The sequence below is a fragment of the Arthrobacter pigmenti genome, from assembly GCF_011927905.1.
Classification (GTDB): Bacteria; Actinomycetota; Actinomycetes; order Actinomycetales; family Micrococcaceae; genus Arthrobacter_D; species Arthrobacter_D pigmenti.
Genome location: NZ_JAATJL010000001.1, coordinates 3,075,347 through 3,100,012, shown reverse-complemented (window position 1 = coordinate 3,100,012; position 24,666 = coordinate 3,075,347). Strand labels below are relative to the sequence as shown.

The following is a 24,666-nucleotide window of genomic DNA, read 5'->3' as shown; positions in this document are numbered from 1 at the left end:
ACCCACAGCAGGGTGTGGTTGCTTCACCCGGATCCACGCACGCTGGAAGCACAACAGTCCAGTACCAAAGGAACCCATGCCCAGTCAACAAGTCACCGGACAGCTCGCTGTCGAAAGTGCTAATCAAAGCATGACGGGCAGGCAGCGACTCACCCTCGCCGTCCTGCTCACAGCGAGCTTCACCCTCGCCGTGGATTTCTCCATCCTCAACGTCGCGCTGCCAACCATAGGCTCCGACGTCGGGTTCAGCCTTGCGAATCTGCAGTGGATTGCCACCGCTTTTGCCCTTTGCGCCGCCGGTTTCACCCTCCTCTTCGGGCGCATCGCGGACCTAGTCGGCAGGCGGCGCATGTTTCTCATCGGCATGGCGCTCCTCGGTGCGGGTTCACTCCTCGGCGGGCTGGCTGCAGACCCCGCAATTCTGCTCACCGCCCGGGTTGCGCAAGGAATCGCGACGGCGACTGTTGTACCCGCTGCCCTGTCACTGCTGCTGGGGTCCTTCATGGAGGGCCCGCTCAGGGATAAAGCGCTGGGACTCAACGGTGCTCTCATGGCCGCAGGCTTCACCACCGGCGCGATCCTCGGCGGTCTCCTTACTGATTTGCTGAGCTGGCGGTGGGCATTCCTCATCAACGTGCCTGTCGCCGTCGTCGTGCTGGTGCTTGCTCCGGTTGTCCTGAGAGAAAGCAAACCGTCCGGGAAAACCAGGCTCGATGTTCCCGGCGCGATCACCGTAACGCTCGGCCTGCTTGCCCTCATCTACGGGCTGACCCACGCCGCCGAAACCTCCTGGACACACCCAGTGACACTCGGCGCCCTCGCGGTGGCCGGAATTTTCCTCGTTGTATTCACTGCCATCGAGCATCGGGCGCAGTTCCCGCTGGTGCCGCTGGGGATCCTCAAAAGGCCCGCTATTGCGTGGGGCAACCTTGCGGGGATTCTGGCCTTCCTTACAGAGACGTCCCTGGTCTTCCTGCTGACGCTCTACCTCCAGCAGGTTCTCGGCTACACCCCGCTTGCGGCTGGGCTGTCGTTTGCCGTTCTTGGCGCCGGTACGGTTCTCGGAGGCATGATCGGGCCGAAAGTCATCGGAAGGATCGGCACCAAGAGGGCGATCGTCTACGGTTTCACCGTCCAGGCACTCGCGACCGCGGCGCTCGTAATGCTTGGTACCGGCGGAACGTCGGTCATCCTGCTACTGGGAGCCACTTTCGTGGGCGGTGTTGCCAACCTAGTGGTGATCGTCGGCTTCATGGTCACCGCAACCTCGGGTCTTCCCGACGGGGAGCAGGGCCTGGCCACGGGGCTCGCCACCATGAGCCAGCAGGTTGGAATCACCATGGGCATCCCCGTCATGAGTGCCGTCTTCGCCGCGCAGCTCCATGCGCTGGAGACGACGACGCCAGCGGCCGTGCTCAGCGGGGTCACCACAGCCATCTGGGTGAACGCCGGGCTCTGCGCCGCGACCGCCGTCGTTCTTGCGCTCTTCCTGAAAGCGCCGAGGGCCGAGAGGTGAACTGGCAGGATGCTTAGCTAGGGTGCTGCCATGACGCGTTACGTGATCGACGCACCCACCCTCCTGCACCTCATCGCGACTAACCAACAAGTCAACGATCAGCACCAAGTGGTGGCTCCGAACCTCATCCGGTCACAGGCCCTCGCGCTTCTGTTCGGGGCTGTACAACGCGGTGAGCTGAGCGAGGCCGAGGCTCTGCAGCAGCACGAACGGCTGACAGAAACGAAGATGCGCCTGCTGGGCGACCGGGTCTCCCGCAGCACCGCGTGGATGATCGCGCGTGAACAGCACTGGGAATCAACGCACGACGCCGAGTATGTCGCCGTTGCCAAACTGCAGGCCGATGCGCTGATTTCCGTGGACCTTGCGATGCAGGCGAGGGCGGAAGGCATCGTGACAGTCGAACCCTTCGAGGCGCTGTTCCGCGCCTAACGCTCAGCGCACCCCCTCATGGCCGCGATCTCAAGGATCACCGTGCACCAGGTGCCGGGCACCCTGCGCCCGGCGCGCGGTGCCGGGCGCGACGGGTGGCGCACCGCTGGCACGGCCGACGATCGAGGTGGATGTGGACAACCGTACCCGCAAGACCTCAACAGTCACCCTCTAGCAAAAGACCATCAAGGAAAATACCCTTCAGGAATACAGACCCTGCCGGTAACCAACCGGCAGCACACCCAGAAAAGGAGAACACCATGGGACTCGATGACAAGATCAAGAATGCAGCTGAGAAGGTCGCCGGCAAGGTCAAGGAAGGCCACGGCGACGCCACCGGCAACGAGGATCTGAAGGCCGAAGGCCAGCGGGACCAGTCGAAGGCAAACCTGAAGAACGCCGGCGAAAACGTCAAGGATGCCTTCAAGAAGTAGCCTTGCTCACTCAGCCCTGGAGCCCCGGTCCAAGGACCGGGGCTCCAGGGCGTGGTCCGAATGTAGTCTGGACCGCAGCAAGCACGATCGATCAGGGGTATCAGCATGAAAAGAATCGCTTCAGTAATCGGCTTGCCTGCAGAGCATGCGGCGGAATACGAGGCCCTGCATGCCGCAGTATGGCCGAATGTCCTTGCCCGGATCGCCGAGAGCAACATCCGGAACTACTCCATCTACCGCTACGGCGAGCTGCTCTTCTCCTACTTCGAGTACGTCGGAACCGATTACGACGCCGACATGGCCCGTATGGCCGAAGACCCCGCCACCCAGCGGTGGTGGGCCGTTTGCGGTCCGCTTCAGCGTCCCGTCGCAGAGCGCGGGGAGGGGCAGTGGTGGCACGAGCTGCCTGAGGTTTTCCATACTGGCTGATGCCATCTCGGGTAGCAGCCATCCACTGGCCCCTGGACTACGAATCCCTTGATCTGACCAACAGCGGAAGAAGTAGTCATGGCGGATACAAGGCTCTGGTCATCGGAGCGGTTGTTGACCACCGCCGCCCGTCTGGTCGAGAACGCCTGGAATGAGCGGCTTATGGGTATCGGCATCACCCACGCCGGGTTCATCACACTGCGCGCTCTTCAGACGCTTGGGACGGCATCGCAAACGCAGTTGGCGGACCAGCTGCACGTCACCGCACAGACAGTGGGCCGAACACTGGTCCGTCTGCAGCAGCAGGGGCTGGTTTCACGGGAAGGCAGCCCCAGCGATCGGAGAATCTTCCTGGTCCGTCTCACCGATCTCGGCAACGCCAGGCTGAAGGCGGCCGAACAGGACGAGCGCGATTTCATGCTGGACCTGGACGGCGCTGGCCCGGGCCTGAGGAACCTTCTGATCGACCTCATCGAGGACTTGCTCCCCGGAAAGCCGGTGTCCGTCGGCGCAGGAGAAAAAACTATCGGCGTCGAAGAGGAGCTCCGACGCCGATAGTCCCAATCCGGGCCGGTTACGGGGTGTTCGTGCCGCCCTGGACGTTGGACTTGGCGTCCTGTGCCCGGTCCTTCATATCGGACGCGGCGTGTGTGCCCTCGTCCTTCACCGTATTGGCGGACTGGGTTGCGGTCTCCTTGACGGAGTCCGCCGCACGCTGCGCGGGCTCCTTCATGTCCTCCGCCACCTGCTTTGCGGCGTCGGAAACTTCGGAGACCAGCGGCTGTGCCTTTTCCTTGACAGCCTGTGCCGCTTCCTTCTCCTTTTCACTGGCGGGGATGAGCGACGCCGCGAGCAGTCCCGCGCCGAAGGCGATCAGCCCCGCTGCGAGGGGGTTGCCCTGCGTCTTGGACGCCACGCGCTGCGGAGCGTCATGCATTGAGTCCCCGGCGTGGTGTGCCCGGTCCTTCGCTGAGTGCGAGGCATCGTGCGCCGAACCCATCACGCTGTTCTTCACGCTGCCGACAGCGTTCTTGACCTTGTCGGTCTGCCGGTGCGCGATGTTCGACGGGCTTACCTTGTCGGCAACGGCGTCCACATCGGTGCCGAGTTCCCTGCGGGTGCGTTCGATGTCTGCACGGATTTCGTCAGGTGTCTGGTTCATGGCGTGTGCTCTCCCGGTTTCAACGTAGGCGGAATTTCCTTGGCTGTCTCAGCGGTCTGCGGCAGGCCCTTGATTGACTTCATTTCCTTCTTCCCGGTCAAAGCCAGTACTGCGGCGATGATGCCCCAGAGGACTGCGACAACCACCGAGGCCCAACCGAGCCCCATGAGTTCGGCCAGCCCCCACATGAGGGCCAGGGAGAGGAACAGAAGCACGAAGTGTCCGGCAACAGCGGCGCCGCCGAACATTCCCGCACCCTTGCCGGCCCTGGTGCCCGATTCACGCAGCTCGGCCTTGGCAAGCTCGAGTTCCTGGCGCATCAGGGTGGACAGGTCCCGCGTTACTTCGCTGAGCAGGTTGCCCAGCGAATTGTCCTGCCCGCGGTCCGTGTCAAGGTTCGGGGTCGGTTGCGCGGTGTGCGATCCGTGCACGTGTGGCTCAGTCATTACGGATAGTCCCTTCGCGGTTCGGTCGGTGGCACGCCCGGCTGGGGCTCGGTGAACGGCGTGGCGGGGGCTGCCGGAGGTGCCGTTGGCGGCACAGTGGGCGAATTCCCGACGCCGGTGTCATAGTCCGGTGCGCCGGTCCCGTACTCGTCCGGTACAGGCGGATAGGTAGCGGTGTGCTGGCCGCCGGCCGTACCGGTGGTCCCCGCTCCCTGCGTCCCTCCACCTGCAGCGGCGCTTCCGCCCGTGTCGTTTCCACCCTGGAGGCCGCGCGCGAGGCGGCCGGCGAGTAGGCCGGCGCCGGCTGCGATCAGCAGGAAGGTGCCCGGCCGGCGTCGTGCGAAACCGGTGACCTCATCGAGGAGGGAGCCGGGATCGCGTCCGTCGAGCCAGGACGCGGCATTGCCGGTCCGCTGTGCGGCCTGCTGTACCAGCTGCTGCGCCGTACCGCCTTCGGAATTATCTGCCATGGAGCGGAGTTCATCGCTCAGTGACCGCAGTCCTTCGGAGACCCGCTGCTGCTGGGTGCCCGCCTGGCTCTTGAGGTCCGAGCCGAGCTCGCCGAGCAGGTTCCTGGCCTGGGCGCCGGCCTCATGGGCTACGTTCTTGGCTTCTGATCCGGCGGTGGATGCAACGTTCTTCGCGGAATCGACGCCCTCACGCCCCACATCCTTGGCTTCGTGCTTCGCAGCCGACGTTGTGGACTGTCCAGCCGAATCTCCGGGCGACTGCTCCGTGGACTGCGCGGGCGGCGGGTAGCCGTCCTCGCCGGTGCGTGAGGCAACCAGTGGGTCTTCTGACCAATTTTGTGTGCTCATAATGACTCCTTCTATTGTGTGGAGGACTCGCAGGAAAGTAAGTCATCGCAGGTCCACGATAAGCATGCTTACTATATGATCACAAGACTGCAACGGAAATTGTTTCAACAGGGATTCTGCGGCCATCGCGCTGATGGCCAGCAGCCTTAGTATCGTGGGTGCGGGCCAACGTGCCGCTGCTCAGTGAAGGAGCCACTATGGGGAACCGAAACGGGAATGATGACGAAAGCATCGTCGTATGCCCGGACGGACCGCTTCTGGTGCGCGGTGATATCGCGATCGTGACTCCCGCGGGTGAGCCGGTGCCCCGCCGTCGTAAGACCGTAGCTCTTTGCCGGTGCGGTGCGTCTGCCATCAAGCCGTACTGCGATGGAACGCACAAGCTCATCAACTTCCGCAGCGACCCTGACCTGGAAACAGACGCTTAAACAAGCAGTGGGCCCTCCCATCTGGGAAGGCCCACCGTCTTGTTCGGGGGTCAGCAGCCGCCGTTACGGTCCAGATAACCGTCCAGACGCGAAATGAACGCCGCCATCTGTTCGCGGGTGATCGGCGCCAGCGGCCGGTACTCCGCCCTACCGCCGACTACCCAACCGTGGGAAACGTCTGCCGTCGCCATCCACGAGATTTCGCGGCTGAAGAAGGTGGACGAGTTCACGTCGACGAAGCTGGACGCCCCCGGCCGGTAGTTGGCGGCGGCCGGCACGGCGCATACCTGGGCGGCGTAGCGGTGCAGGAATGCAGCCATCTGATCACGCATGATGGGCGACGTCGGGCGGAAGTACCCGTCCGACCAGCCGTTGGCCACGTCCATGTTCTTCATCCAGGCGATCTCGCCGGCAAAGACGTGGTTCGCCGGGACATCCCTGAACGGTGCCGTGCGCGGCTTCGGGGCCACCTTGACGCCCGGATTCGCCATCCGGTAGAGGAACGCTGCCATCTGCTCGCGGGTCATGGTGCTCAGCGGACGGTAGGTGCCGTCAGGCCAGCCATTGGTGAGCTTGTTCGCGGCAAGCCACTCGATCTCGTTGCGAAGCGTAGAGACGCGCAGATCCTTGAACGGGAGACCGGCATCGATGGTAACCACCGCGCGATCGTTGGCGACCGAGTTGATCGTGACTGTTGTGCCGGCGTGCGTGGTGAATACCTGGCCGGCCTGCCAGGCAGTATTGCTGGCGTAGTAGCCCGGGTACGGACGGGTGGACGGCATGAGGGCGATCGAAGACGCCGATGTCGCACCACCGTTCTGAACGATCTTCACACCACGGTTGCCGCCGACGGCCAGGTTGGTATCGAAGCCGACGGGAGTTCGGAGTTCCAGGTAGTAAGTCTCCCTGCTGCGCGGATCCGTGAACTTAACTGCGCGGTTCGCCGCTGTTCCTGCCCAGGGACGCAGGGTGTACGTTTTGCGCCCCGCAGCGATGCCCGCGTTCAGGATCTCATCGCCCCGACCGAACCCGCCGTAGTCCCAGAAGCTGGAGCTGATCGCCGGCGTGTCGAACCAGCGGGAAAGCCCCATGAGGTCAGACGTGTCGCCGTAGGCGCGGATGCCGCAACCGTAACCGAAGACCGGGGTATCGGATGCGCCATTGGTGCATTCAAGCGAATCTGCATGCATCAGGCCCAGCACATGTCCAAACTCGTGCGCCATCACATTGGTGGTGAAGTTGGTGATCTGTGGCATCAGGATGCGACCGCTGGTCCCGTTGCTGCTCCAGCCGTAGCCCAAGATCCCGCCCTGAAGCCCGGAAGGAATGAACACAACCAGAGCCTTATAGGGACTGTAGCTCCAGCGCAGCTCGGCGGTGACCTTATTCATGATGTCCGAATAGCTCCAGGTGGAGCGTGCGGCGGACTTGTGATTGATGACCTTTGAACCCACGGACATGGTGATGCGCCCGTTGGACATCGACTTCCAATAGCCATTCGCATGATCGACGGCCCGCTTGGCTGTGTCGTACGGAACCTGCGCTCCGCTGTCGGCCAGATCGACGGTTACCAGCGTGACATCGATGTTGCCCCGGCGCGAGAGCGTCCCGCCTGCCCCCAGTGGAGACATCGCCGAGCCCTGCGGCGAAGCCCCACGCTGCCCGGAGTCTGATGGGATTGTTCCTTCGAAGGTGTGATCGGAGAGCTTGAGGTTGTCCGGCAGCCCGAGCGCCGATTCACTCTCGATCTGGAGTTGTGACATCCCGCCGTGGTCATGCTCGTGTGTGAGCGCTGGTGGTGTCTCGGCTGTTTCTGCCGATGCCTGGGAAACGCCGACTGTGAGGCTGCCCGCCAGGAGCAGTACGCCGGTGAGCGTCGCGGTGGAACGCTGAAGTAGAGCCATGTTGATCCTTGGTGGTACGAGTGAGATGGGACCCAAGGCGCCGCCCTTCTCCCCGAAGAAGCGGCGCCCGGGGCGCTGAAAGCTTCAGCCCTTTAAGGTCCCGCACCAAGTATATGTTTATGAATTGACGGAAAAACGCCGGAGATATGCGAAGGATTATCTCAGTAGGCTCAGTTTTTCCGCAGCTTCAACGCAAGACGTTCGAATACCCATTCGAAGTCGTCGGAATTATCGCCAATCGAATTGTTGATTTCTCCAGGCAATTTTCTGGAATTCAGGAGGCTTGCCGCTGCATACGCGGTGAGGGCCCGGACGGCTTGCGCTGACCATCAAGCGGAACGACGACGCCGTCGTGCACCTCTGCGGGCCGGTTCAGTACCAGCTGGGCCAGGGCCAGCAGAAAGACCGGGATCGATAGAAGTACAAAGGCGAAGAGCGCATACATGGCAATGATTGCGTGGATGGGGGAATGGAACAGGCTCGCAATGAACGCGGCGCTGCCGAACCAGGTCCACAGCCAGAAGAGCGCAACTGCATACAGAACGGTCCGGGCACGCCGGTATTTCAACGGATAATGCACCCGCCGACGCCTCATTTTAATTTGACCCCCAGGTCTCACGGAACCCGCACCCGCGAGTCACCCTCCTGATACTAATCCCTGAGGAGGATTTTTGTCCTGCCTGCCGCATTCGACACGTGGCAGGCAGGAATCAGCTTCCAACTCAGAGGAAACGGACGTGATCCGGGGTGAGGTCCTCAACTTCGGTGACGCCGAGCAGCTGCATGGTCCGCGCAATTTCCTTGCCCAGGATCGCGATGGTGCGGTCCACGCCTGCGCGTCCACCTGCCATGAGCCCGTACAGGTACGCGCGTCCGATCAGCGTGAAGTCGGCGCCAAGTGCGAGCGCTGCGACAATGTCTCCGCCGCTCATGATGCCGGTGTCCAGCATGATCGAGGTTTTGCCCTTGAGCTCTGCTGCGACCTCGGGCAGCAGGCGCAGGGGGATCGGCGCGCGGTCCAACTGGCGCCCGCCGTGGTTGGACAGCACAATGCCGTCAGCGCCGTGGTCCACAACCTTCTTGGCATCATCGAGGGTCTGGATGCCCTTGACCACGAGGTTGCCCTTCCATGCCTTCCGCAGCCAGTCGAGGTCCTCGAAGGTGAGCGTGGGGTCGAACATCGAGTTGATCAGGTCGGCAACCGTGCCCGAGTACCGGTTGAGTGATGCGAATGCGAGCGGCTCATGTGTCAGGAAGTTGAACCACCAGGCCGGTCGGTACGAGGCATCGATCACCGTCTTCAGGCTCAGTGCCGGCGGGATGGTCATGCCGTTGCGCACGTCCCGCAGGCGGGAGCCGGCGACGGCGGTGTCCACCGTTACCATCAGCGTGTCATTGCCGGCTGCCGCGGCCCGGTTGATCAACTCCATGGAGCGTTCGCGGTCTGTCCACAGGTACAGCTGGAACCAGTTGCGTCCGTCCGGGGCGGCCTCGGCAACGTCTTCGATCGAGGCGGTTCCCATAGTGGAAAGGGTGTAGGGAATCCCGGCGGCCTCCGCGGCCTGCGACCCGGCATATTCACCCTCGGACTGCATCATGCGGGTGAATCCGGTGGGTGCTATGCCGAACGGTAGGGCGGACTCCTTGCCGAGCACCGTGACAGAGGTGTCAACCTTCTCCACGTTGCGCAGGATGCCCGGGCGGAACTCGATGTCCAGGAACGCCTCGCGGGCGCGACGGAGAGTGATCTCGGCTTCTGCGGCACCGTCGGTGTAGTCGAAGGGGGCGGTGGGGGTGCGGCGTTTGGCGATGGCCCGCAGGTCCCCGATGGTGTTTGCCCGGTTCAGCCGTGCGCTCTGGCTGAAGTCCGGCTTCTTGAACTGCATGAGCGGAGCCAGATCGGCAACTTTGGGGATCCGGCGCTTGAGCGCCGCGGGGGAGTACGACATGGGAAACCTTCTGTCGGGAAGTGTGGTCCGACCACACTATCGACCTGTGGCCTGACCACGCAAGCTAAACTTGCGGAATGCGCACCCATCAGCTCGTTCAGTCGTGGCTTGAGAAGGAGTTGGGCGCCGGCCGGTTGGCGGTCGGCGACCGGCTTCCGGGGGAGCGGACGGTCGCGGAGCAGCTCGGGATCTCGAGGGCCTCCGCCCGCGAGGGGATCCGGGTCCTGGAGGCCATGGGCATAGTCCGTGCCGGCGTCGGCTCCGGGCCTGGAGCAGGCACCGTCATCACGGCGAACCCCGGTGCAGCGCTCGGTTCTGCGCTGCGACTGCATATGGCAACCTCGCACCTGCCGGTGGAGGATATCGTGCAGACGCGGCTGCTCCTGGAAACCTGGGCAGCCGCACATGCGGATGGTTCCTCGGCGGCAATGGCTGAGGCGGTGAATTTGCTGGACTCCATGGACGCTGCCGCTCTGGACCAGAAAGAGTTCCTGCGGTTGGACGCGCTGTTCCATGTTGCGCTGGCCGAAGCCGCCGGAAACGTGCTGATTGGCGCAATGATGTCCTCGCTGCGCGGTTCGATCGAGGGCTACACGCTACGGCTCACCCGCAATCTTCCGGATTGGGAAGCCACGTCCGCCCGGTTGCGTGCGGAGCACCGCAGTATTCACGAGGCAATAAGGAACGACGACGGCGCCTGCGCAGCGAGCCTGATAGCCCGCCACATCGAGGGCTTCTACGAGGAGGCGGGGTTGTAGGACTCCGGCTGCTCCACTGCCCGCAGGTTCCCCCGGGCGTTCGCCGCGCGCTGCGGTTGGGCCAGTTCCTCGATTGCAGCACGAAGGTGTGACCGCAATTCCGGGGAGAGCAGTGCCTCATCGGAAACCAGCGTCCGCTCGATGTCCCGCCCCTTTTCAAGGGTTTCGCGGCCCTTGTCAGTGATCCGCACCGTCTGGCTACGACGGTCATCGTCTCCCCGCGTGCGTTCGATGTGGCCTCTGGTCTCAAGCCGGTTAAGGGTTTTGCCGATGGTTTGCGCCTGCACGTGCACCAGTTCGGCAAGCTGGGCCTGCCTGAGTGGTCCGTGTCCGGCAAGCACGGCAAGTGCCGTGAAGCCGGCGTGCGTGACATCCAGCTCAGCGAGCCTCTGATTCCATGATTGCTCCACCAGCCGCGCCGCTGTGGTGAGCAGCCTGCCCGTCGACCAGGCTGAAAGATCCGGCATGCGCTCTTCACCCTCCTGTCGAACCGTTTATCTGTCTAATCATCAGCTTACTTACGAATAAGCTGGAATCAACCGTGCAGGCTCAAAAGAGTGATGTCAAGACCTCAGGAACAGGAGAGGTAAGCCCTCATTACTTCCTCGGCGGCGACGCCCGTATACAGCGCGGCCTCCGCCATGGCAGCATCCACGGACGGCGCGGTCGCGGCCAGACTGCGGGAATGCAGTACCCCATGCCCCGCCAGTGCCTCTTCGCTGAGCGTGATGCGGCCGGCGACCGCAAGGACGGGAAGATTCCGGCGCCGGGCGCGGTCGGCCAGTCCCAGGGGAGCCTTGCCGAATTCCGACTGCGCATCCAGTGAACCTTCGCCCGTGACAACGAGATCGCAGCCCTCAAGCTTCTCCTCGAGTCCCGTAAGGTCCGCAACCAGATCGAAGCCGGGCTCCAGGGAAGCACCGGTACAGGCCACGAAGGCAGACGGGAATCCGCCCGCTGCCCCCGCTCCGGGCTGCTGCACATCCACCCCTGTCGCTTCCCGCAATACGCGAGCCCACTGGACGAGGGCCGCGTCAAGTGCCTCCTGCATCTGCGCATCCGCGCCCTTCTGGGCACCGAAGATGTAGGCGGCGCCGTCCGGCCCATGCAGCGGGTTCTGCACGTCGACGGCGATGCGCAGGCGAACGTCCTTCAACCGAGAATCGAGTCCCTCAAGGTCCAGCCGGGACGCGCGGGCCAGCGCCAGGCCGCCCAAGGGTCGCGCGGCGCCGTCGTCGTCAAGAATGCGCGCGCCCAGGGCGCGAAGAGCACCCGAGCCGCCGTCGGTCATCGCCGAACCTCCTACACCCAGCACAATCTCGGTGACTCCCGCGTCCAGGGCGGCGGCGATCAGTTCCCCGCTCCCGTAGCAGTGGGCGTCGCCTGCGGTCTGAGTGGTCGGCGAGACGAACTCAAGCCCGCTGGCACGGGCGGTCTCGATGACGGCCGTTGACCCCGTGAGTGCCCACGGTGCGGTAAGCGAGTCCGAGAGCGGTCCGCGGACAACCGTTTCGCGGCGCTCGCCGCCGGCTGCAAGGACTGCCTCAAGGGTGCCTTCGCCGCCGTCGGCGATGGGCTGCGTGGTGATCTCGGCGTCCGGAAGCGCGCGGCGGATGCCGGCGGCCATCGCCTCGGCGGCTTCGGCGCCGGTGAGGGTGCCCTTGAACTTGTCGGGGGCGATCAGAATCCTCATGCGTGCGCTCCTGCGGATTGGCGAATGATGACGGCGCCGCGGATGGTTTCCGGGGCGGGATGGTCGGGATCGAGCGCGAGGTTTGCGGCGTCCTCACCCAGCTGTTCCAGGGGAAGGCGGACCGTGGTGAGGGCGGGGAAGTAGTCGCGCAGGGTCGGGATGTCGTCGAAGCCGGTGACGAGGGCGTCCTCCGGCACAGACACCCCGACAGCGCGCAGCCCGGCGATCGCGCCGATCGCCATGACGTCATTGACGGCCAGCATGCAGACGCCGCGCTCGCCGGCGATTTCCTTCCAGCAGCGCTGTGCAGCGTCGAAGCCGCCCTCGCGGGTGAAGGCGGATTCGACGACGGCGGCGGCCTCCAGCCCAGCCTCTGCGAGCGCGTCGGTGAAGCCCTTGGCGCGGTCCCGTGCGGTATTCAGTTCGCCAGGCCCGGCCAGGATGGCGAACCGCCGGATCCCGCGGGAGACCAGTTCGGCGACGAGGGCGGCGGCGCCGTCGGCATTTCCCACCGGGACCGTCAGCCCGGCCCTGGGAGAGCCGCCGATGGTGACCACGCGTCCGCCGTTCGCTTCGTAGCGCTCGAGTTCGCGCTCAAGCTCGGGGTCCGGCGTCGTGCGCCTTGAACCCGCGAGGATGATCGCGTCGGTGCGGTGGGAGGCAAAGGCGCTGACGGCGTCGCGCTCGGCTCCCTCGGAAGGGTCGGTGCTGGCCAGCAGCACCTGGCGCCGGTAGTTTCGCGCCGCATGCTGGACGCCGCGCGCTATGGAGGAGAAGTAGGGGTCCGAGATGTCATGGACCACCAGGCCCACGAGACCCGTTGAGGAGCGAGCCAGCGCCTGGGCCTGGGCGTTCGGAACGTAGCCGAGTTCAAGGGCGGCGGCGCGCACGCGTTCGGCGATCTCCTCGGCCGGACGGCGTGAGGATCCGTTGAGGACGCGCGATGCCGTAGCGAGGGAAACCCCGGCATGCCGGGCGACACCCGAGAGGGTTACAGCGGCCACGTTGCTCCTTTGCTTCTCCCGTGAGTGTGGAGATAATCGCTCTTCCAGGTCCGCAAAGGGTGATTATCCCGACACTCAACGGAAGTTGGGTCTTGACGTACTCCTCGTCCCACTCTAAAGTGGAAAGCGCTTTCCAACAACTTTACTGATCCTTCCGGGAGTGAACGTGACAGAGACCAAGACCATCCGCATCGCGATGAATGGCATCACCGGCCGCATGGGCTACCGCCAGCACCTGCTGCGCTCCATCCTGCCCATCCGCGAACAGGGTGGAGTCACCCTCGCTGACGGCACCAAGGTGCAGGTTGAGCCCATCCTCGTAGGCCGCAACGAAGCGAAGATCCGCGACCTGGCCCAGCAGCACAAGGTGGAGCACTGGACCACTGACCTGGACGGGATCATCAATGACCCGAGCGTCGACGTCGTCTTCGACGCCTCGATGACCTCGCTCCGCGCTGCCACCCTGAAGAAGGCGATGGCCGCCGGCAAGCATGTCTACACCGAGAAGCCCACGGCCGAGACGCTGGAGGAAGCCGTTGAGCTGGCACGCATCGCGCGGGAGGCCGGCGTCACGGCGGGCGTTGTGCACGACAAGCTGTACCTGCCCGGCCTCGTGAAGCTGCGCCGCCTGGTGGACGAAGGCTTCTTCGGCCGCATCCTTTCGCTCCGCGGCGAATTCGGCTACTGGGTCTTCGAAGGTGAGCACCAGGAGGCGCAGCGCCCGTCCTGGAACTACCGCAAGGAAGACGGCGGCGGCATGACCACTGACATGTTCTGCCACTGGAACTACGTGCTTGAGGGCATCATCGGCACCGTCAAGACCGTCAACGCCAACACAGTCACCCACATCCCCACCCGCTGGGACGAGCAGGGTAAGGAATACAAGGCGACGGCCGACGACGCCGCGTACGGCATTTTCGAGCTCGAGACTCCCGCTGGCGACGCGGTCCTGGCGCAGATCAACTCCTCCTGGGCGGTCCGCGTCTACCGCGACGAACTGGTCGAATTCCAGATCGACGGAACCCACGGCTCAGCAGTCGCGGGCCTCAACAAGTGCGTCGCCCAGCAGCGCGCCCACACCCCGAAGCCAGTCTGGAACCCGGACCTGCCCGTCACCGAGTCCTTCCGCGACCAGTGGCAGGAAGTCCCCGCGAACGCTGAGCTGGACAACGGCTTCAAGCTGCAGTGGGAAGAGTTCCTCCGCGACGTCTCCGCCGGCCGCGAGCACCGCTTCGGCCTCCTCTCGGCTGCCCGCGGCGTGCAGCTGGCCGAACTGGGCCTGCAGTCCTCCGCGGAGCGCCGTACCCTGGACATCCCGGAGATCACGCTATGACCTCGCTCTACCTTCCTACTCTCGATGGTTCGCTTGAGCGTTACGAGCTTGCCGCTGCTGTTGAATGGGCAAAGCCGACCGCGCCCCTCACGGCCCGTCACGCTTACGCCGCGGCGCACGTAATCCCGCAAGTGACCGCAGACAACACCCCGGGTGCGCCCGCCGTCCTCGACTGGGACACCACGCTCAACTACCGTCGGGAGCTCTGGTCCTACGGGCTCGGCGTCGCCGACGCCATGGATACCGCCCAACGCGGCATGGGACTGGACTGGGCTGCCACGCAGGAACTGATCCGTCGTTCAGGGGCTGAGGCGGCCGCCGTCGTCGGCTCGAATGCTGACGCGACGCTCGGCAAGTCCGTGCGGGACCTACTTGCCTGCGGCGCCGGCACGGACCAGCTGGACCTGGCTTCACTGCCGTCTGGGCGCGCCGGGCTGAACGCCGTCGTCGAGGCCTACCGCGAGCAGATCAAAGTGGTGTCCGACGCCGGGGCGAAGGTCATCCTGATGGCTTCGCGGGCGCTCGCAGCGGTGGCACAGGGTCCCGCGGATTACCAGTACGTGTACGGGCTGCTCCTTGCCGAGGCCGACGAGCCGGTGATCCTGCACTGGCTTGGGACCATGTTCGACCCGGCGCTTGAGGGCTACTGGGGTTCGTCCGAGGTTTCCACGGCCACCGACATCTTCCTCGACCTGATCCGCAGCCAGCCGGAGAAGGTGGACGGCGTGAAGGTGTCGCTGCTGGATGCGGCGCACGAAACTGCGTTGCGGGCAGCGCTTCCCGCCAGTGTCCGCCTGTATACCGGTGACGATTTCAACTACCCCGAACTGATCCACGGCGACGGGACACACTACTCGGATGCGCTGCTGGGCATCTTCGCGGCGATCTATCCTGCCGCGTCGGCTGCGTTGCAGGCGTACGACGACGGCGACAACGCCCGCGGGCGAGCCATCCTCGACTCGACACGGGAACTCGGGAAGCACATCTTCAGCGCGCCGACGTTCTACTACAAGACCGGCGTCGCGTTCCTGTCCTGGGTCAACGGATACCAGCCCGGCTTCCAGATGGTGGGCGGCCTGCATTCCGGCCGGTCGGTCCTGCATCTGACCGAGACATTCCGTCTAGCGGACAAGGCGGGGCTCCTCCTCGATCCCGAGCTGGCCGCCCGCCGGTTCGAGGGGCTGCTGGCCAGCTACGGGGTGGATGCATGAGCCGCCTCTCGCTGAACACGGCGACCACGAAGAACATCACGCTAGCCGAGGCGGTTTCTCTTTCCGCGGAGGCTGGACTGCAGCACATCGGCGTCTGGCGTGACCGGGTCGCTGAGGCCGGTCTGGACAAGGCGGCGCGGCTTGTCTCCGATGCTGGTCTGTCCGTGTCCAGCCTGTGCCGGGGTGGGTTCCTTACGGCTGCCGACGACGCCGGTCAGGCCGCGGCGCTTGCCGACAACACGCAGGCGATCGTCGAAGCTGCAACGCTCGGGACCCGCGAACTGATCATGGTGGTGGGCGGTCTGCCTGCAGCCGGGTTGCTGACCGGTGGTCCCGCCGTCGATCCTTCCGCTCCCGGAGCGAAGGACGTCGCCGCTGCCCGCCAGCGGGTTGCGGACCGCATTTCGGAACTGGTGCCCGTTGCGCAGGAGCACGATGTGCGGCTGGTCCTTGAGCCGCTGCACCCGATGTATGCGGCGGATCGGGCGGTGCTTTCGACGCTGGGCCAGGCACTGGATCTGGCGGCGCCGTTCCCGTCGGCGACTGTCGGCGTCGTCGTCGATACCTTCCATGTGTGGTGGGATCCGGCGCTGGAGTCCTCGATTCAGCGGGCCGGCGCCGAGGGGCGCATCGCGTCCTACCAGGTGTGCGACTGGAACCTGCCGATCGCAGCCGATGCGCTGCTCTCCCGCGGGTATATGGGCGATGGCTATATCGACTTCGAGGCTGTGACCCGCATGGTCGCTGCTACCGGTTACGCCGGGCCGGTTGAGGTGGAGATCTTCAACCAGTCGATCTGGGATTCGGCGGCTTCGTCCGTGCTGGCGACGGTGAAGTCCCGCTATGAGACGTTGGTGGAGCCGCACCTGTAGGTCAGTCGTCCCGTTCGAGGCGTTGAGGTGAGCAAACTGGAGATCGGTGAGGGACATACTGCTCACCGGTCTCCAGTTTGCTCCCGACCGTGTCCAGGTTGCGCACCGATGCTCCAGCGTCTCCCGCAGGCCACACTCCCGCCGGACATGACGCCCCGTTAGGCTGACCCTATGAGCGGAAGCGAAGTACTCGAGGAAGCATTCGGCCGGATCTCCGATGCGGTGGCTCAGGCGCTGGACGGGCTCGGCGCCGGTCAGCTCGCCTACCGGCCCACGCTTCCGGAGGGGTCGGGGCAAGCCGGCAACAGCGTTGGCTGGCTCATCTGGCATCTGATCCGGGTGCAGGACAATCATCTGGCCGACGCCGCTGAACGGAACGAGTTGTGGCTCACCGAAGGTTGGGCGGAGAGATTCGACCTCGACCTCCCGCGGGAAGACACCGGGTACGGCCACACGTCCAACGACGTAGACAAGGTCCGAGTGGAATCCAGCCGCCAGCTGGTGGAGTACCACTCCGCCGTTCACGCCCGCAGCATGGAGTTCATCCGCGGGTTAAACGAGACGGACCTCAACCGGATTGTCGATGCGTCCTGGGATCCGCCTGTCACGATGCGGGTTCGGCTGGTCAGCGTGGTGGAGGACTGCCTGCAGCATGCCGGGCAGGCAGCGTACCTTCGGGGGCTGCTGCTCTAGATACTTTCTAGCCCCCTATGCAGTCCGGGCCGGGTATACGATTCCGCTGGCTTCCTGCCGGCGCACTGCGCGGCCGTAGCGGAACGGTGTGACCGATACCGTGCGCGTACCGGATCCTGCACGCAGCATAGTTTTTGTCGGCTCCAAATTACCGTCCGGTAACCCCTTGCAAGCTCATCGGATGATCGTTTACGCTCTGTTAAACGTTTAATCGTGTGCTAGAGATCACTACCCGAGCACGACCAAGGGAGAGATGGATGAATTCGACGACGAAGCAGGCGCCGGACGCGCTTCCGTCGCAGCGTCTTCCGGTTGCAGCGAAACCGAACAGGGTTCCAAATAAGAGGGGGAGCAAACAGCCTCAACCTTCCTCGCAGAGCTTCCGTAACAGGCTGCGCCGCGACAAGCAGATGCTGCTGATGATGGTCCCCGGCGTAGCCTTCCTGCTGCTCTTCTTCTACATCCCCATTCTGGGCAACGTCATCGCGTTCCAGGACTACCAACCGTTTTTGGGCATCGGGAACAGCATGTTCGTCGGCTGGCAGAACTTTTCAGACCTCTTCAACAACCCGGACTTCATTCGGGCGTTCTGGAATACGTTGTACCTCGCGGCCTGGCAGTTGGTTTTGCTCTTTCCCATTCCGCTGATCCTGGCGCTGATGGTCGATTCGTTGGTCAGCAACAGGGTGCGCAGAATCTTCCAAAGCATTGCGTACCTGCCGCATTTCCTGTCCTGGGTGCTCGTCATCGCGTTCTTCCAGCAGATGCTCGGCGGCGCAGGTTTCGTGAACAACGTCCTCCGGGATATGGGCCTTGACCCGATCCCGTTCATGTCCAACCCGGATACGTTCCCACTGCTGGTCGTTGTGCAAATGATCTGGAAGGACGCCGGATGGGCAATGATCATCTTCCTCGCTGCACTGGCGAGCATCGACGCCGCACTCTACGAAGCGGCGGCCGTGGACGGAGCAGGGCGATGGCGGCGCATGTGGCACATCACTCTGCCTGGTCTGCGTCCTGTCATCATCCTGTTGCTCATTCTGCGTATCGGAGACATTCTGTCCGTTGGTTTTGAGCAGTACATACTTCAGCGCGACGCCGTAGGGGCGGATGCAGCGGAAGTCCTGGACACCTTTGCCTATTACACGGGCGTTATTGGCGGCGGCTGGAGTTCAGGTGCGGCCGCGGGTCTGGCCAAAGGCGTTGTCGGAGCGCTGCTGATCTACGGCGCCAACAAGCTTGCCCACCGCTTCGGCGAAGACGGCATCTTTGCACGGAAGGTCGGCTAGCCTCCGGGCGGGCCAGGCGAAGGAGACACTATGGCATCTACATTGCTCAAGCGAAATGACAAGGCACTCAGTTTCGATCCGAAGCGCCCACCGTGGCAGGAACGCCCGTCCCTCCTGCAGCAGGCGATCAAGTCCCTGGTACTGATACTCTTCAGCCTTTCCATCCTGCTTCCCATCCTGCTGGTGGTATCCACATCGCTGGCGGACAACGAGCAGATTGTCGAGGCGGGCGGCTTCGTGCTGTGGCCGGAGCGGCCAAATCTTGACGCATACATAACCATCTTCAAGGGACCGTTGGTGCTCCAGTCGCTGGGAGTCAGCCTCTTCATAACTTCAGTGGGTACCGTGCTGGCCCTATTCGTCACGATCACCATGGCCTACGCAACCAGCCGCCCGGTACTGTTCGGGCGTCCCATCGTGATAGCGGTTCTCTTCACCCTGCTGTTCACACCGGGTCTCATTCCCTCCTTCCTGATGATCCGTCAGCTGGGCCTGCTGGACTCGCTGTGGTCACTGATCCTTCCCGGCGTGTTCGCTGCCTTCAATTTTGTGGTGATGCGTGCGTTCTTCATGAACATCCCGGGCGAACTGATCGAGAGCGCCCGAATCGACGGTGCCACCGACTGGCAGATCCTCTGGCGCATTGTGGTGCCGCTGTCGAAAGCGGTCATCGCCGTCGTCGGGCTCTTCTACGCCGTCTCTTTCTGGAACTCCTTCTTCAACGCGTTGCTCTACATCAATGACCAGAGCAAGTGGCCAATCCAGCTGCTTCTTCGAAACTTCGTGGTCCAGAGCAGTGGGGCAGCCGAGCAGTTGGGAATTTCGACGACGGCACCGCCGCAGTCGATACAGATGGCAGTTGTGGTGGTGGCTTTGGTGCCGATTCTCATGGTTTACCCATTCCTTCAGAGGCACTTCACCAAGGGCGTCATCACCGGCGCCGTCAAGGGCTAGCCGGCAAGGCGCGCCAGCAGGAAACAATCCCGTTCCCTCCCCTGAGGGAACAACAATAGAGAGGTAATTCAATGACGATCGCCACCTCAGGTCAGCCCGGGTTCAGTCGGCGCGGTTTTCTCGGTCTCGCCGGCCTGGCAGTGACAACCATAGGCCTGTCCGCATGCAGCGGCACCGGAGGAACCGGCAACGGCGGCGCGTCTGCGTCGGCAACAGTCAAGCTGCCCACGTTCAAGGAGTTCACCGGAACTACCCCCGCCATTGCAGGCAACTCCAAGGGACTGCAGGCCGCCTACTTCAAACTGCCTGATCCAATTCAGTCCGTGAAGTCCCCGCCCCTGAAAGGCACCGTCACCGGCTTGACGGAAACCTTTGAGGTAATGAGCCCGGCAATGGACGACAACCCGTTCTGGCAACGATTGAACGAAAAACTTGGCGGACGCCTCGAACTCCAGATCGCGCAGGACATCGGCGACGGGTACCCGGCGAAGTTCGCGACCGTTCTGGCAAGCAATGATCTGCCGGACATGATGTGGGTTCCGCCGAACCAGGGCATCCCCAATGTCGGAGCCATGCTGGAAGCCAAGTTCCAGGACCTCACGCCCTACCTGTCGGGCGATGCTGTACTTGAATACCCCAACCTCGCGGCACTGAAGCCGGACTCCTGGAAGACCGCCGTCGTCAATGGCAAGATCTGGGGGGCTCCGATTCCCAGCACTCCTTTCGGCCAGGTCTACATCGGCAACGGGGACGCCTGGGCGGAGGTGGGCGGCTTCAGCGCCGGCAGTGCCGAGGAGTTCCTCGAGAAAGCCAAGGAAATGACCCGCCCCAGCGAGCAGAAGTGGGCGCTGGCTCCCGACTACATCAACGCGCTGCACATGGTCACCGAATGGTACGGCGCGCCCAACGGCTGGGCCGTCAACAAGGACCGGACGCTCACCCATACGTTCGAAACCGACGCCTATGCGGCCGGGATCGAGTTCATGGTCAAGATGTTCGCCGAAGGGGTCATCTACCCGGATGCCGAGACGCCCGACCTGGTCGCACGGGTGGTGAACGGTTCCATTGGTGCCGTGGTGGCCAGCGGGCCGCACGACCTCCGGAGCTACCGCGCGCTCGACGACGCCGGCAAGTACGAGATCCTCGTACCGTTCAGCGCGACAAGCGGAATCACACCCACCTACGACATGGGATACGGCACGGTCGGGTTCACGCCGTTCAAAAAGGCAGAGGAGGGCAAGATCCGCGAACTGCTCTCCCTCATCAATTACCTCTCCGCTCCCTTTGGCACGTCGGAATGGCTGCAGAAGAACTATGGCACAGAGGGCGATGACTACACGCTGGACAGCACAGGCAACCCGATCCGCACGGAATCAGGGACGGTCAACGCTCCCGGACTTGTCTCGGCACTCAACATCATGTCCAGTCCCGAGAATGTCATCTTCAATCCCGGATACGACGACGACACCCGCTACATCAGCGAGACCGAGCAGAAACTCCTCGAAATGGCGTGGCGCAACCCCACCAATGGTTCCTACTCGGATACCAACGCGAGGGTAGGTGCGAAAATAACTACCCAGGTCAGGGACAAGGTGGTCGACATCATCACCGGGCGTTCCAAGCTCGACGAACTCCAGGGCGCGATCAAGCGGTGGAGGAGCGAAGGCGGCGACAAGATGCGCGAAGAATACCAAGCTGCGCTGAGCCCGGAGGCGCCGGTCTTCTCAAGTTAGCTTCAAACGAGTTCTCCCGCGGGTTTTCCCTTGCGGTGGTGCTGACCGTTCAGCATCACCGCGGGAGGAAGCTCAGGGACAATGTGGTGAAGGTTTGGTTTGGAAGAGCATAGGGGAAGCAATGGCAAAGACTACCGGTCCGGGAACCCGGCCAACCATCCGTATGGTGGCCGAACTTGCCGGCGTCTCAACTGCAACGGTCTCCTATGTGCTGTCCGGCCGCCGCGGGGATACCGGTCCCGGTGTTTCCGACCCGACTGCCGAGAAGGTGAAGGCGGCAGCCCGCCAACTCGGCTACCGTCCCAACCAGGCTGCACGCGCCATTCGGATGGGGAAGACGGACACCGTCATTCTCTCGCTCACGATGCTCTCCGACCCCTGGTCGCAATCGGTGATCAAGGCTGTGCAAAGGGCTGCGGAACCGCTGGGGATTACTCCGATGATCCTTGGTGACGCGAACTGGGTGAAGATTCTCGATACGCATAGTGCTGATGCGGTCTTTGTGGATGGGGTGAAAGAGGAACACCGTTCCGAGCCGCGCCGCCTGGCCGCCCGCGGGACCAGGCTGGTGGTTTTCGACGAGCAAATCGAACCGGAGGGGTTCGACGTCATCCGCTCCATCGCCAGACCAGGGTGCGACCTGGCCATGGCACACCTGTTGAAAGGGCACCGCAGGATTGGATGTTTGACGCCGTCAGCTGCTGCACCCGGAGGGCCCCGCTATGTGGCCTATACGTCGGCCCTCGCCCAGGCAGAAGTGCCGTTTCGTGAGGAGTACGTCGGGTGTTTTGACGGGTCGGCCACAGACGCGTATTTTGCCGCTGCGAGACTTCTTAGCCTGCCTGAACGGCCGACAGCCATCTACGCCACGTCAGACTACGTGGCTGTGAGTGCGATCAGCGCCGCGCAGCGACTCGGACTGACCGTGGGTGAGGACATCGACATCATCGGCGTGGGTAACTCCGCAGTGGATGAGCGCATGGCACCCTCGCTGACGACCGTCGGCCCGGCCGGCTTCTTCGACAGCATCGCACGTTTACTCCTCGACCGCGCGGTGGGCACGCCCAGGGTAGAGGAGCCCGGTGTACTTGAGTTTCCATGGCAGCTGTTCGTCGGTGAATCAGCTCCGGATCGTAACCCGTTCACGCGTCTTAGCTAGAACTACAGAAGGGATCTCCAACCGTGGAGAAGGACTTGAAAGTCGGCATCGTAGGCTTCGGGCTGCGTGCCTCGCTGGTGGAACAAACACATCGACCTGGACGGGGTTCGGAGGTGACTATCGTCTGCGACACCAGCGAACGGGGTCGCCAGGACGCGGCCAAGCGTATTCCAACTGCCCGGATAACGGGCGACCTCGACACGTTGCTGACAAGTGGTGTTGACGCCGTACTGGTGCTGACTCCTGATAACCAGCACGCCGCCGTCGCTGTCCGCACGCTGAAGGCTGGCATTCCCACCTTCTGCGAGAAGCCGCTGGACATCACGGTCGAGGCCGCTGACTTGATACTGCAGACCGCCTTCGAAACCGGAACACGCTTGTACGTTGGCCACAACATGCGTCATATGCCGGTGATCGCCCAGATGCGCGAACTCATCGAGGATGGCCGGATTGGCGAGGTCAAGGCGATCTGGTGCCGGCACTTTGTTGGCGCCGGGGGTGACTTCTATTTCAAGGACTGGCATGCGGAGCGTGCCAACGTGACGTCGCTCTTGCTGCAGAAAGGGGCACACGACATCGACGTCATCCACTGGCTTGCGGGCGCCTATACCCAAAGGGTTTCGGCTGTCGGAGACCTGGCAGTCTACGGAGACGTACCCAACCGGCGTGACAACAAGGGCAGGCGTATGCGCGATTGGTATTCAGTTGACAATTGGCCGCCCGGCGAGCAGACGGACCTCGCGGAGACCATCGACGTTGAAGACATTTCCATGATGAACATGGTTCTGGACAACGGGGTCCTTGCCTCATACCAGCAGTGCCACTTCACACCGGACTACTGGCGCAACTACACGATCATCGGCACCCGCGGCAGGATGGAGAATTTCGGCGACGGAGTGGGCGGGACAATCAACCTGTGGACAACGCGTGGCTCAGGTTTTCCCCAGCCCGACGAGGTGATCGAGATCGAGGACGGCAACGGAGGTCATGGTGGAGCGGACCCTCTCCTGATCGAGGAGTTCCTGAACTTCGCAGTTCACGGTGGTACAACGCGGACCAACCCGGTTGCCGCCCGGCAGGCGGTTGCGGCCGGCGTGCTCGCCACGGAGTCACTGCGGGGCGACGGTTCGGCGCGGGAGGTCCCGCCGCTCCCGAACGATCTGATGGAGTACTTCGAAACGGGGCAGCGCGATCTCGTGAGGGACTGACACTTCAGAGCCCCGTTACCCGCAGCGTGATGTTGAGCCGGCCGTTCAGTTCCAGCGACGGCTCGGCTGTGCCCGGATAGGTCTTCATCACCCCGTGGTACGCGAGCCTCGACGCACCCCCGAACACGAACAGGTCACCGGATTCAAGCCGAACGTCTGTCCACGGCTTGTTCCGGGTCTCCGTGTTCCCGAACCGGAAGAGGCAGCTGTCGCCGATGCTCAGCGACACAACCGGCGCCAGCGATTTCTCCTCACGGTCCTGATGCATCCCCATCTTCGCTGTCGAATCGTAGAAGTTGATGAGCGCGGCGTCGGGCTCGTAGCTGTCGTCGCGCTCGCCGTAGGCGGCTGTCACGGCGTCGCGTCCCAACCCGGCCAGCCACGAAGGGAACTCGGCGACTGTGCCGCCGCCGACGTCGTCGGCTGTTTTGCTGTACCGGTACGGCATCCAGTGCCAGCCCAGGCAGACGGTCTGGACGGACATGTGGGAGCCGTTCGGCATGCGGGTGTTCCGCATGGGGACCGGACCCGTAGCCCAGTCCCGGCAGGCGGCGATGAGTTCGCGCTGCTGGTCGGGGCTTAGCCAGTCGGGGACGTGGAAGGCGCCGGGCGCGATCTCGGTGCGTTCGCGGGGGAGAAGCTGGGCCATCTACCTATTCTCGTCCGTCGAACCCGTTGTCTGTGTCAGGGGCGGGGGATATCAGTCGCATCGACTGACAACCCCATCAGGAGGACCTATGCCTACGCGAGAGACCTTTCCCGACGGAGTGCCCTGCTGGGTGGACCTCACCAGCTCAGACACTGCGGCAGCTGCCGATTTCTACGGCGGGCTGCTTGGCTGGGGAGCGGAGGACTTGGGCCCCGGCTACGGTCACTACACGAAGTTCCTCGCGGACGGCCTCGCTGTGGGCGGGATGATTGGAAACTCGGAAGCGTCAGGTTTCCCGGACGGCTGGGTCACCTACTTCGCCACCGCAGATGTGCGGGCGCTGACCGAGAGGGCGTCGCTCGCTGAAGCGGAGATCATGAGGGCGAAATTGACAGTTCGTACGATTGTCGTACAAAATAACAAACGAGCTGCTGCAAGTCGTCGCCGCTTGAAGAGTTACGAGGAGGTAACCGGTGATCCTGAGTCAGGTTGACATGCCTCACGAGAAATTGGTGCGGGCCCAGGCGTTCCACCAGATCTGTATTGGGCTCATCGCATTGGTAGTGCTGCCTAAGTGGTTGCCTGAAAGCAG

The 24,666-nt window shown here is 63.5% G+C and carries 28 protein-coding genes; 17 read left to right on the top strand and 11 right to left on the bottom strand.

Translation table 11 applies throughout. The features are described from left to right. Positions 1 to 130: 130 nt before the first annotated feature. Both BJ994_RS14525 and BJ994_RS14520 read left to right on the top strand, forming a co-directional pair. A complete protein-coding gene (locus BJ994_RS14525) occupies positions 131 to 1,516 on the top strand; it encodes an MFS transporter (RefSeq protein ID WP_167996043.1) in 1,386 nt (461 codons plus the stop codon). A gap of 30 nt (positions 1,517 to 1,546) precedes the next feature. Next, complete coding sequence (locus tag BJ994_RS14520) at positions 1,547 to 1,948, top strand: type II toxin-antitoxin system VapC family toxin (RefSeq protein ID WP_167995150.1); 402 nt, start codon at positions 1,547 to 1,549, stop codon at positions 1,946 to 1,948. A gap of 30 nt (positions 1,949 to 1,978) precedes the next feature. Here BJ994_RS14520 and BJ994_RS14515 read toward each other — a convergent pair whose 3' ends face one another. Further along, positions 1,979 to 2,116 carry a hypothetical protein gene (locus BJ994_RS14515; RefSeq protein WP_167995149.1) on the bottom strand — a complete coding sequence of 46 codons (138 nt, stop codon included), beginning with the start codon at positions 2,114 to 2,116 and terminating at the stop codon, positions 1,979 to 1,981. 92 nt (positions 2,117 to 2,208) lie between these two features. Here BJ994_RS14515 and BJ994_RS14510 point away from each other — a divergent pair, with 92 nt between their 5' ends. From BJ994_RS14510 to BJ994_RS14500, 3 genes are all read left to right on the top strand, one after another. Beyond that, positions 2,209 to 2,382: a CsbD family protein gene (locus BJ994_RS14510; RefSeq protein ID WP_167995148.1), complete on the top strand. Its 174-nt coding sequence runs from the start codon at positions 2,209 to 2,211 to the stop codon at positions 2,380 to 2,382. Positions 2,383 to 2,487: 105 nt separating this feature from the next. After that, positions 2,488 to 2,811 carry an L-rhamnose mutarotase gene (locus tag BJ994_RS14505; protein ID WP_167995147.1) on the top strand — a complete coding sequence of 108 codons (324 nt, stop codon included), beginning with the start codon at positions 2,488 to 2,490 and terminating at the stop codon, positions 2,809 to 2,811. A 78-nt stretch (positions 2,812 to 2,889) separates the two neighbouring features. Continuing rightward, positions 2,890 to 3,369 (top strand): MarR family winged helix-turn-helix transcriptional regulator, encoded by a 480-nt coding sequence (locus BJ994_RS14500; protein WP_167995146.1) that lies wholly within the window; start codon positions 2,890 to 2,892, stop codon positions 3,367 to 3,369. 16 nt (positions 3,370 to 3,385) lie between these two features. Here BJ994_RS14500 and BJ994_RS14495 read toward each other — a convergent pair whose 3' ends face one another. From BJ994_RS14495 to BJ994_RS14485, 3 genes are read right to left on the bottom strand one after another with little or no spacing between them, the layout of a single operon-like run. Then, positions 3,386 to 3,973, bottom strand: a complete 588-nt coding sequence (locus tag BJ994_RS14495) for a DUF3618 domain-containing protein (protein WP_167995145.1) — start codon at positions 3,971 to 3,973, stop codon at positions 3,386 to 3,388. Further along, on the bottom strand, positions 3,970 to 4,419 hold the full coding sequence (locus tag BJ994_RS14490; protein ID WP_167995144.1) for a phage holin family protein: 450 nt from the start codon (positions 4,417 to 4,419) through the stop codon (positions 3,970 to 3,972). Before BJ994_RS14490 ends, BJ994_RS14495 begins: the two co-directional genes overlap by 4 nt. After that, positions 4,419 to 5,237 (bottom strand): hypothetical protein, encoded by an 819-nt coding sequence (locus BJ994_RS14485; RefSeq protein ID WP_167995143.1) that lies wholly within the window; start codon positions 5,235 to 5,237, stop codon positions 4,419 to 4,421. Before BJ994_RS14485 ends, BJ994_RS14490 begins: the two co-directional genes overlap by 1 nt. A gap of 197 nt (positions 5,238 to 5,434) precedes the next feature. Here BJ994_RS14485 and BJ994_RS14480 point away from each other — a divergent pair, with 197 nt between their 5' ends. Continuing rightward, positions 5,435 to 5,665: a CDGSH iron-sulfur domain-containing protein gene (locus BJ994_RS14480; protein WP_167995142.1), complete on the top strand. Its 231-nt coding sequence runs from the start codon at positions 5,435 to 5,437 to the stop codon at positions 5,663 to 5,665. 50 nt (positions 5,666 to 5,715) lie between these two features. On the opposite strand, the gene BJ994_RS14475 is transcribed toward BJ994_RS14480, so the two are convergent. The 3 genes from BJ994_RS14475 to BJ994_RS14465 all read right to left on the bottom strand — a co-directional run bounded on the left by BJ994_RS14475 (position 5,716) and on the right by BJ994_RS14465 (position 9,518). Beyond that, positions 5,716 to 7,569, bottom strand: coding sequence for an S-layer homology domain-containing protein (locus tag BJ994_RS14475; protein WP_167995141.1), 1,854 nt, complete (start codon positions 7,567 to 7,569; stop codon positions 5,716 to 5,718). 274 nt (positions 7,570 to 7,843) lie between these two features. Beyond that, on the bottom strand, positions 7,844 to 8,149 hold the full coding sequence (locus tag BJ994_RS14470; protein WP_167995140.1) for a hypothetical protein: 306 nt from the start codon (positions 8,147 to 8,149) through the stop codon (positions 7,844 to 7,846). A gap of 142 nt (positions 8,150 to 8,291) precedes the next feature. Further along, positions 8,292 to 9,518 (bottom strand): alpha-hydroxy acid oxidase, encoded by a 1,227-nt coding sequence (locus BJ994_RS14465; RefSeq protein ID WP_167995139.1) that lies wholly within the window; start codon positions 9,516 to 9,518, stop codon positions 8,292 to 8,294. 77 nt (positions 9,519 to 9,595) lie between these two features. Here BJ994_RS14465 and BJ994_RS14460 point away from each other — a divergent pair, with 77 nt between their 5' ends. Continuing rightward, the gene (locus tag BJ994_RS14460; RefSeq protein WP_167995138.1) at positions 9,596 to 10,276 is read left to right on the top strand and encodes a FadR/GntR family transcriptional regulator; all 681 of its coding nucleotides are present in this window, start codon (positions 9,596 to 9,598) and stop codon (positions 10,274 to 10,276) included. On the opposite strand, the gene BJ994_RS14455 is transcribed toward BJ994_RS14460, so the two are convergent. The 3 genes from BJ994_RS14455 to BJ994_RS14445 all read right to left on the bottom strand — a co-directional run bounded on the left by BJ994_RS14455 (position 10,255) and on the right by BJ994_RS14445 (position 12,973). Then, positions 10,255 to 10,743, bottom strand: a complete 489-nt coding sequence (locus tag BJ994_RS14455) for a MarR family winged helix-turn-helix transcriptional regulator (protein WP_167995137.1) — start codon at positions 10,741 to 10,743, stop codon at positions 10,255 to 10,257. The genes BJ994_RS14460 and BJ994_RS14455 overlap by 22 nt on opposite strands. 104 nt (positions 10,744 to 10,847) lie before the next feature. Continuing rightward, positions 10,848 to 11,969, bottom strand: coding sequence for a glycerate kinase (locus tag BJ994_RS14450; protein WP_167995136.1), 1,122 nt, complete (start codon positions 11,967 to 11,969; stop codon positions 10,848 to 10,850). Continuing rightward, the gene (locus BJ994_RS14445; protein WP_167995135.1) at positions 11,966 to 12,973 is read right to left on the bottom strand and encodes a substrate-binding domain-containing protein; all 1,008 of its coding nucleotides are present in this window, start codon (positions 12,971 to 12,973) and stop codon (positions 11,966 to 11,968) included. Before BJ994_RS14445 ends, BJ994_RS14450 begins: the two co-directional genes overlap by 4 nt. 196 nt (positions 12,974 to 13,169) lie before the next feature. Here BJ994_RS14445 and BJ994_RS14440 point away from each other — a divergent pair, with 196 nt between their 5' ends. The 9 genes from BJ994_RS14440 (at position 13,170) to BJ994_RS14400 (ending at position 23,425) form a co-directional block, all read left to right on the top strand. Then, the gene (locus BJ994_RS14440) at positions 13,170 to 14,306 is read left to right on the top strand and encodes a Gfo/Idh/MocA family protein (RefSeq protein ID WP_167996042.1); all 1,137 of its coding nucleotides are present in this window, start codon (positions 13,170 to 13,172) and stop codon (positions 14,304 to 14,306) included. Beyond that, the gene (locus BJ994_RS14435; RefSeq protein ID WP_167995134.1) at positions 14,303 to 15,517 is read left to right on the top strand and encodes a dihydrodipicolinate synthase family protein; all 1,215 of its coding nucleotides are present in this window, start codon (positions 14,303 to 14,305) and stop codon (positions 15,515 to 15,517) included. Before BJ994_RS14440 ends, BJ994_RS14435 begins: the two co-directional genes overlap by 4 nt. Next, entirely contained in the window at positions 15,514 to 16,389 is an 876-nt protein-coding gene (locus BJ994_RS14430) for a sugar phosphate isomerase/epimerase family protein (RefSeq protein ID WP_167995133.1), read from the top strand. Before BJ994_RS14435 ends, BJ994_RS14430 begins: the two co-directional genes overlap by 4 nt. A 171-nt stretch (positions 16,390 to 16,560) precedes the next feature. Then, positions 16,561 to 17,082: a mycothiol transferase gene (locus BJ994_RS14425; RefSeq protein ID WP_167995132.1), complete on the top strand. Its 522-nt coding sequence runs from the start codon at positions 16,561 to 16,563 to the stop codon at positions 17,080 to 17,082. A 257-nt stretch (positions 17,083 to 17,339) separates the two neighbouring features. Further along, positions 17,340 to 18,371, top strand: coding sequence for an ABC transporter permease (locus BJ994_RS14420; protein ID WP_167995130.1), 1,032 nt, complete (start codon positions 17,340 to 17,342; stop codon positions 18,369 to 18,371). A gap of 30 nt (positions 18,372 to 18,401) precedes the next feature. Continuing rightward, positions 18,402 to 19,325, top strand: a complete 924-nt coding sequence (locus BJ994_RS14415) for a carbohydrate ABC transporter permease (protein WP_167995129.1) — start codon at positions 18,402 to 18,404, stop codon at positions 19,323 to 19,325. 71 nt (positions 19,326 to 19,396) lie between these two features. Then, positions 19,397 to 21,058, top strand: coding sequence for a type 2 periplasmic-binding domain-containing protein (locus tag BJ994_RS14410; protein WP_167995128.1), 1,662 nt, complete (start codon positions 19,397 to 19,399; stop codon positions 21,056 to 21,058). 121 nt (positions 21,059 to 21,179) lie between these two features. Then, positions 21,180 to 22,217 (top strand): LacI family DNA-binding transcriptional regulator, encoded by a 1,038-nt coding sequence (locus tag BJ994_RS14405; protein ID WP_167995127.1) that lies wholly within the window; start codon positions 21,180 to 21,182, stop codon positions 22,215 to 22,217. Positions 22,218 to 22,240: 23 nt separating this feature from the next. Then, entirely contained in the window at positions 22,241 to 23,425 is a 1,185-nt protein-coding gene (locus tag BJ994_RS14400) for a Gfo/Idh/MocA family oxidoreductase (protein ID WP_167995126.1), read from the top strand. Between the two features lie 4 nt (positions 23,426 to 23,429). On the opposite strand, the gene BJ994_RS14395 is transcribed toward BJ994_RS14400, so the two are convergent. After that, positions 23,430 to 24,074 (bottom strand): alpha-ketoglutarate-dependent dioxygenase AlkB family protein, encoded by a 645-nt coding sequence (locus BJ994_RS14395; protein ID WP_167995125.1) that lies wholly within the window; start codon positions 24,072 to 24,074, stop codon positions 23,430 to 23,432. Positions 24,075 to 24,162: 88 nt separating this feature from the next. Here BJ994_RS14395 and BJ994_RS14390 point away from each other — a divergent pair, with 88 nt between their 5' ends. Beyond that, complete coding sequence (locus tag BJ994_RS14390) at positions 24,163 to 24,567, top strand: VOC family protein (RefSeq protein ID WP_167995124.1); 405 nt, start codon at positions 24,163 to 24,165, stop codon at positions 24,565 to 24,567. The last annotated feature ends 99 nt before the right edge of the window (positions 24,568 to 24,666 follow it).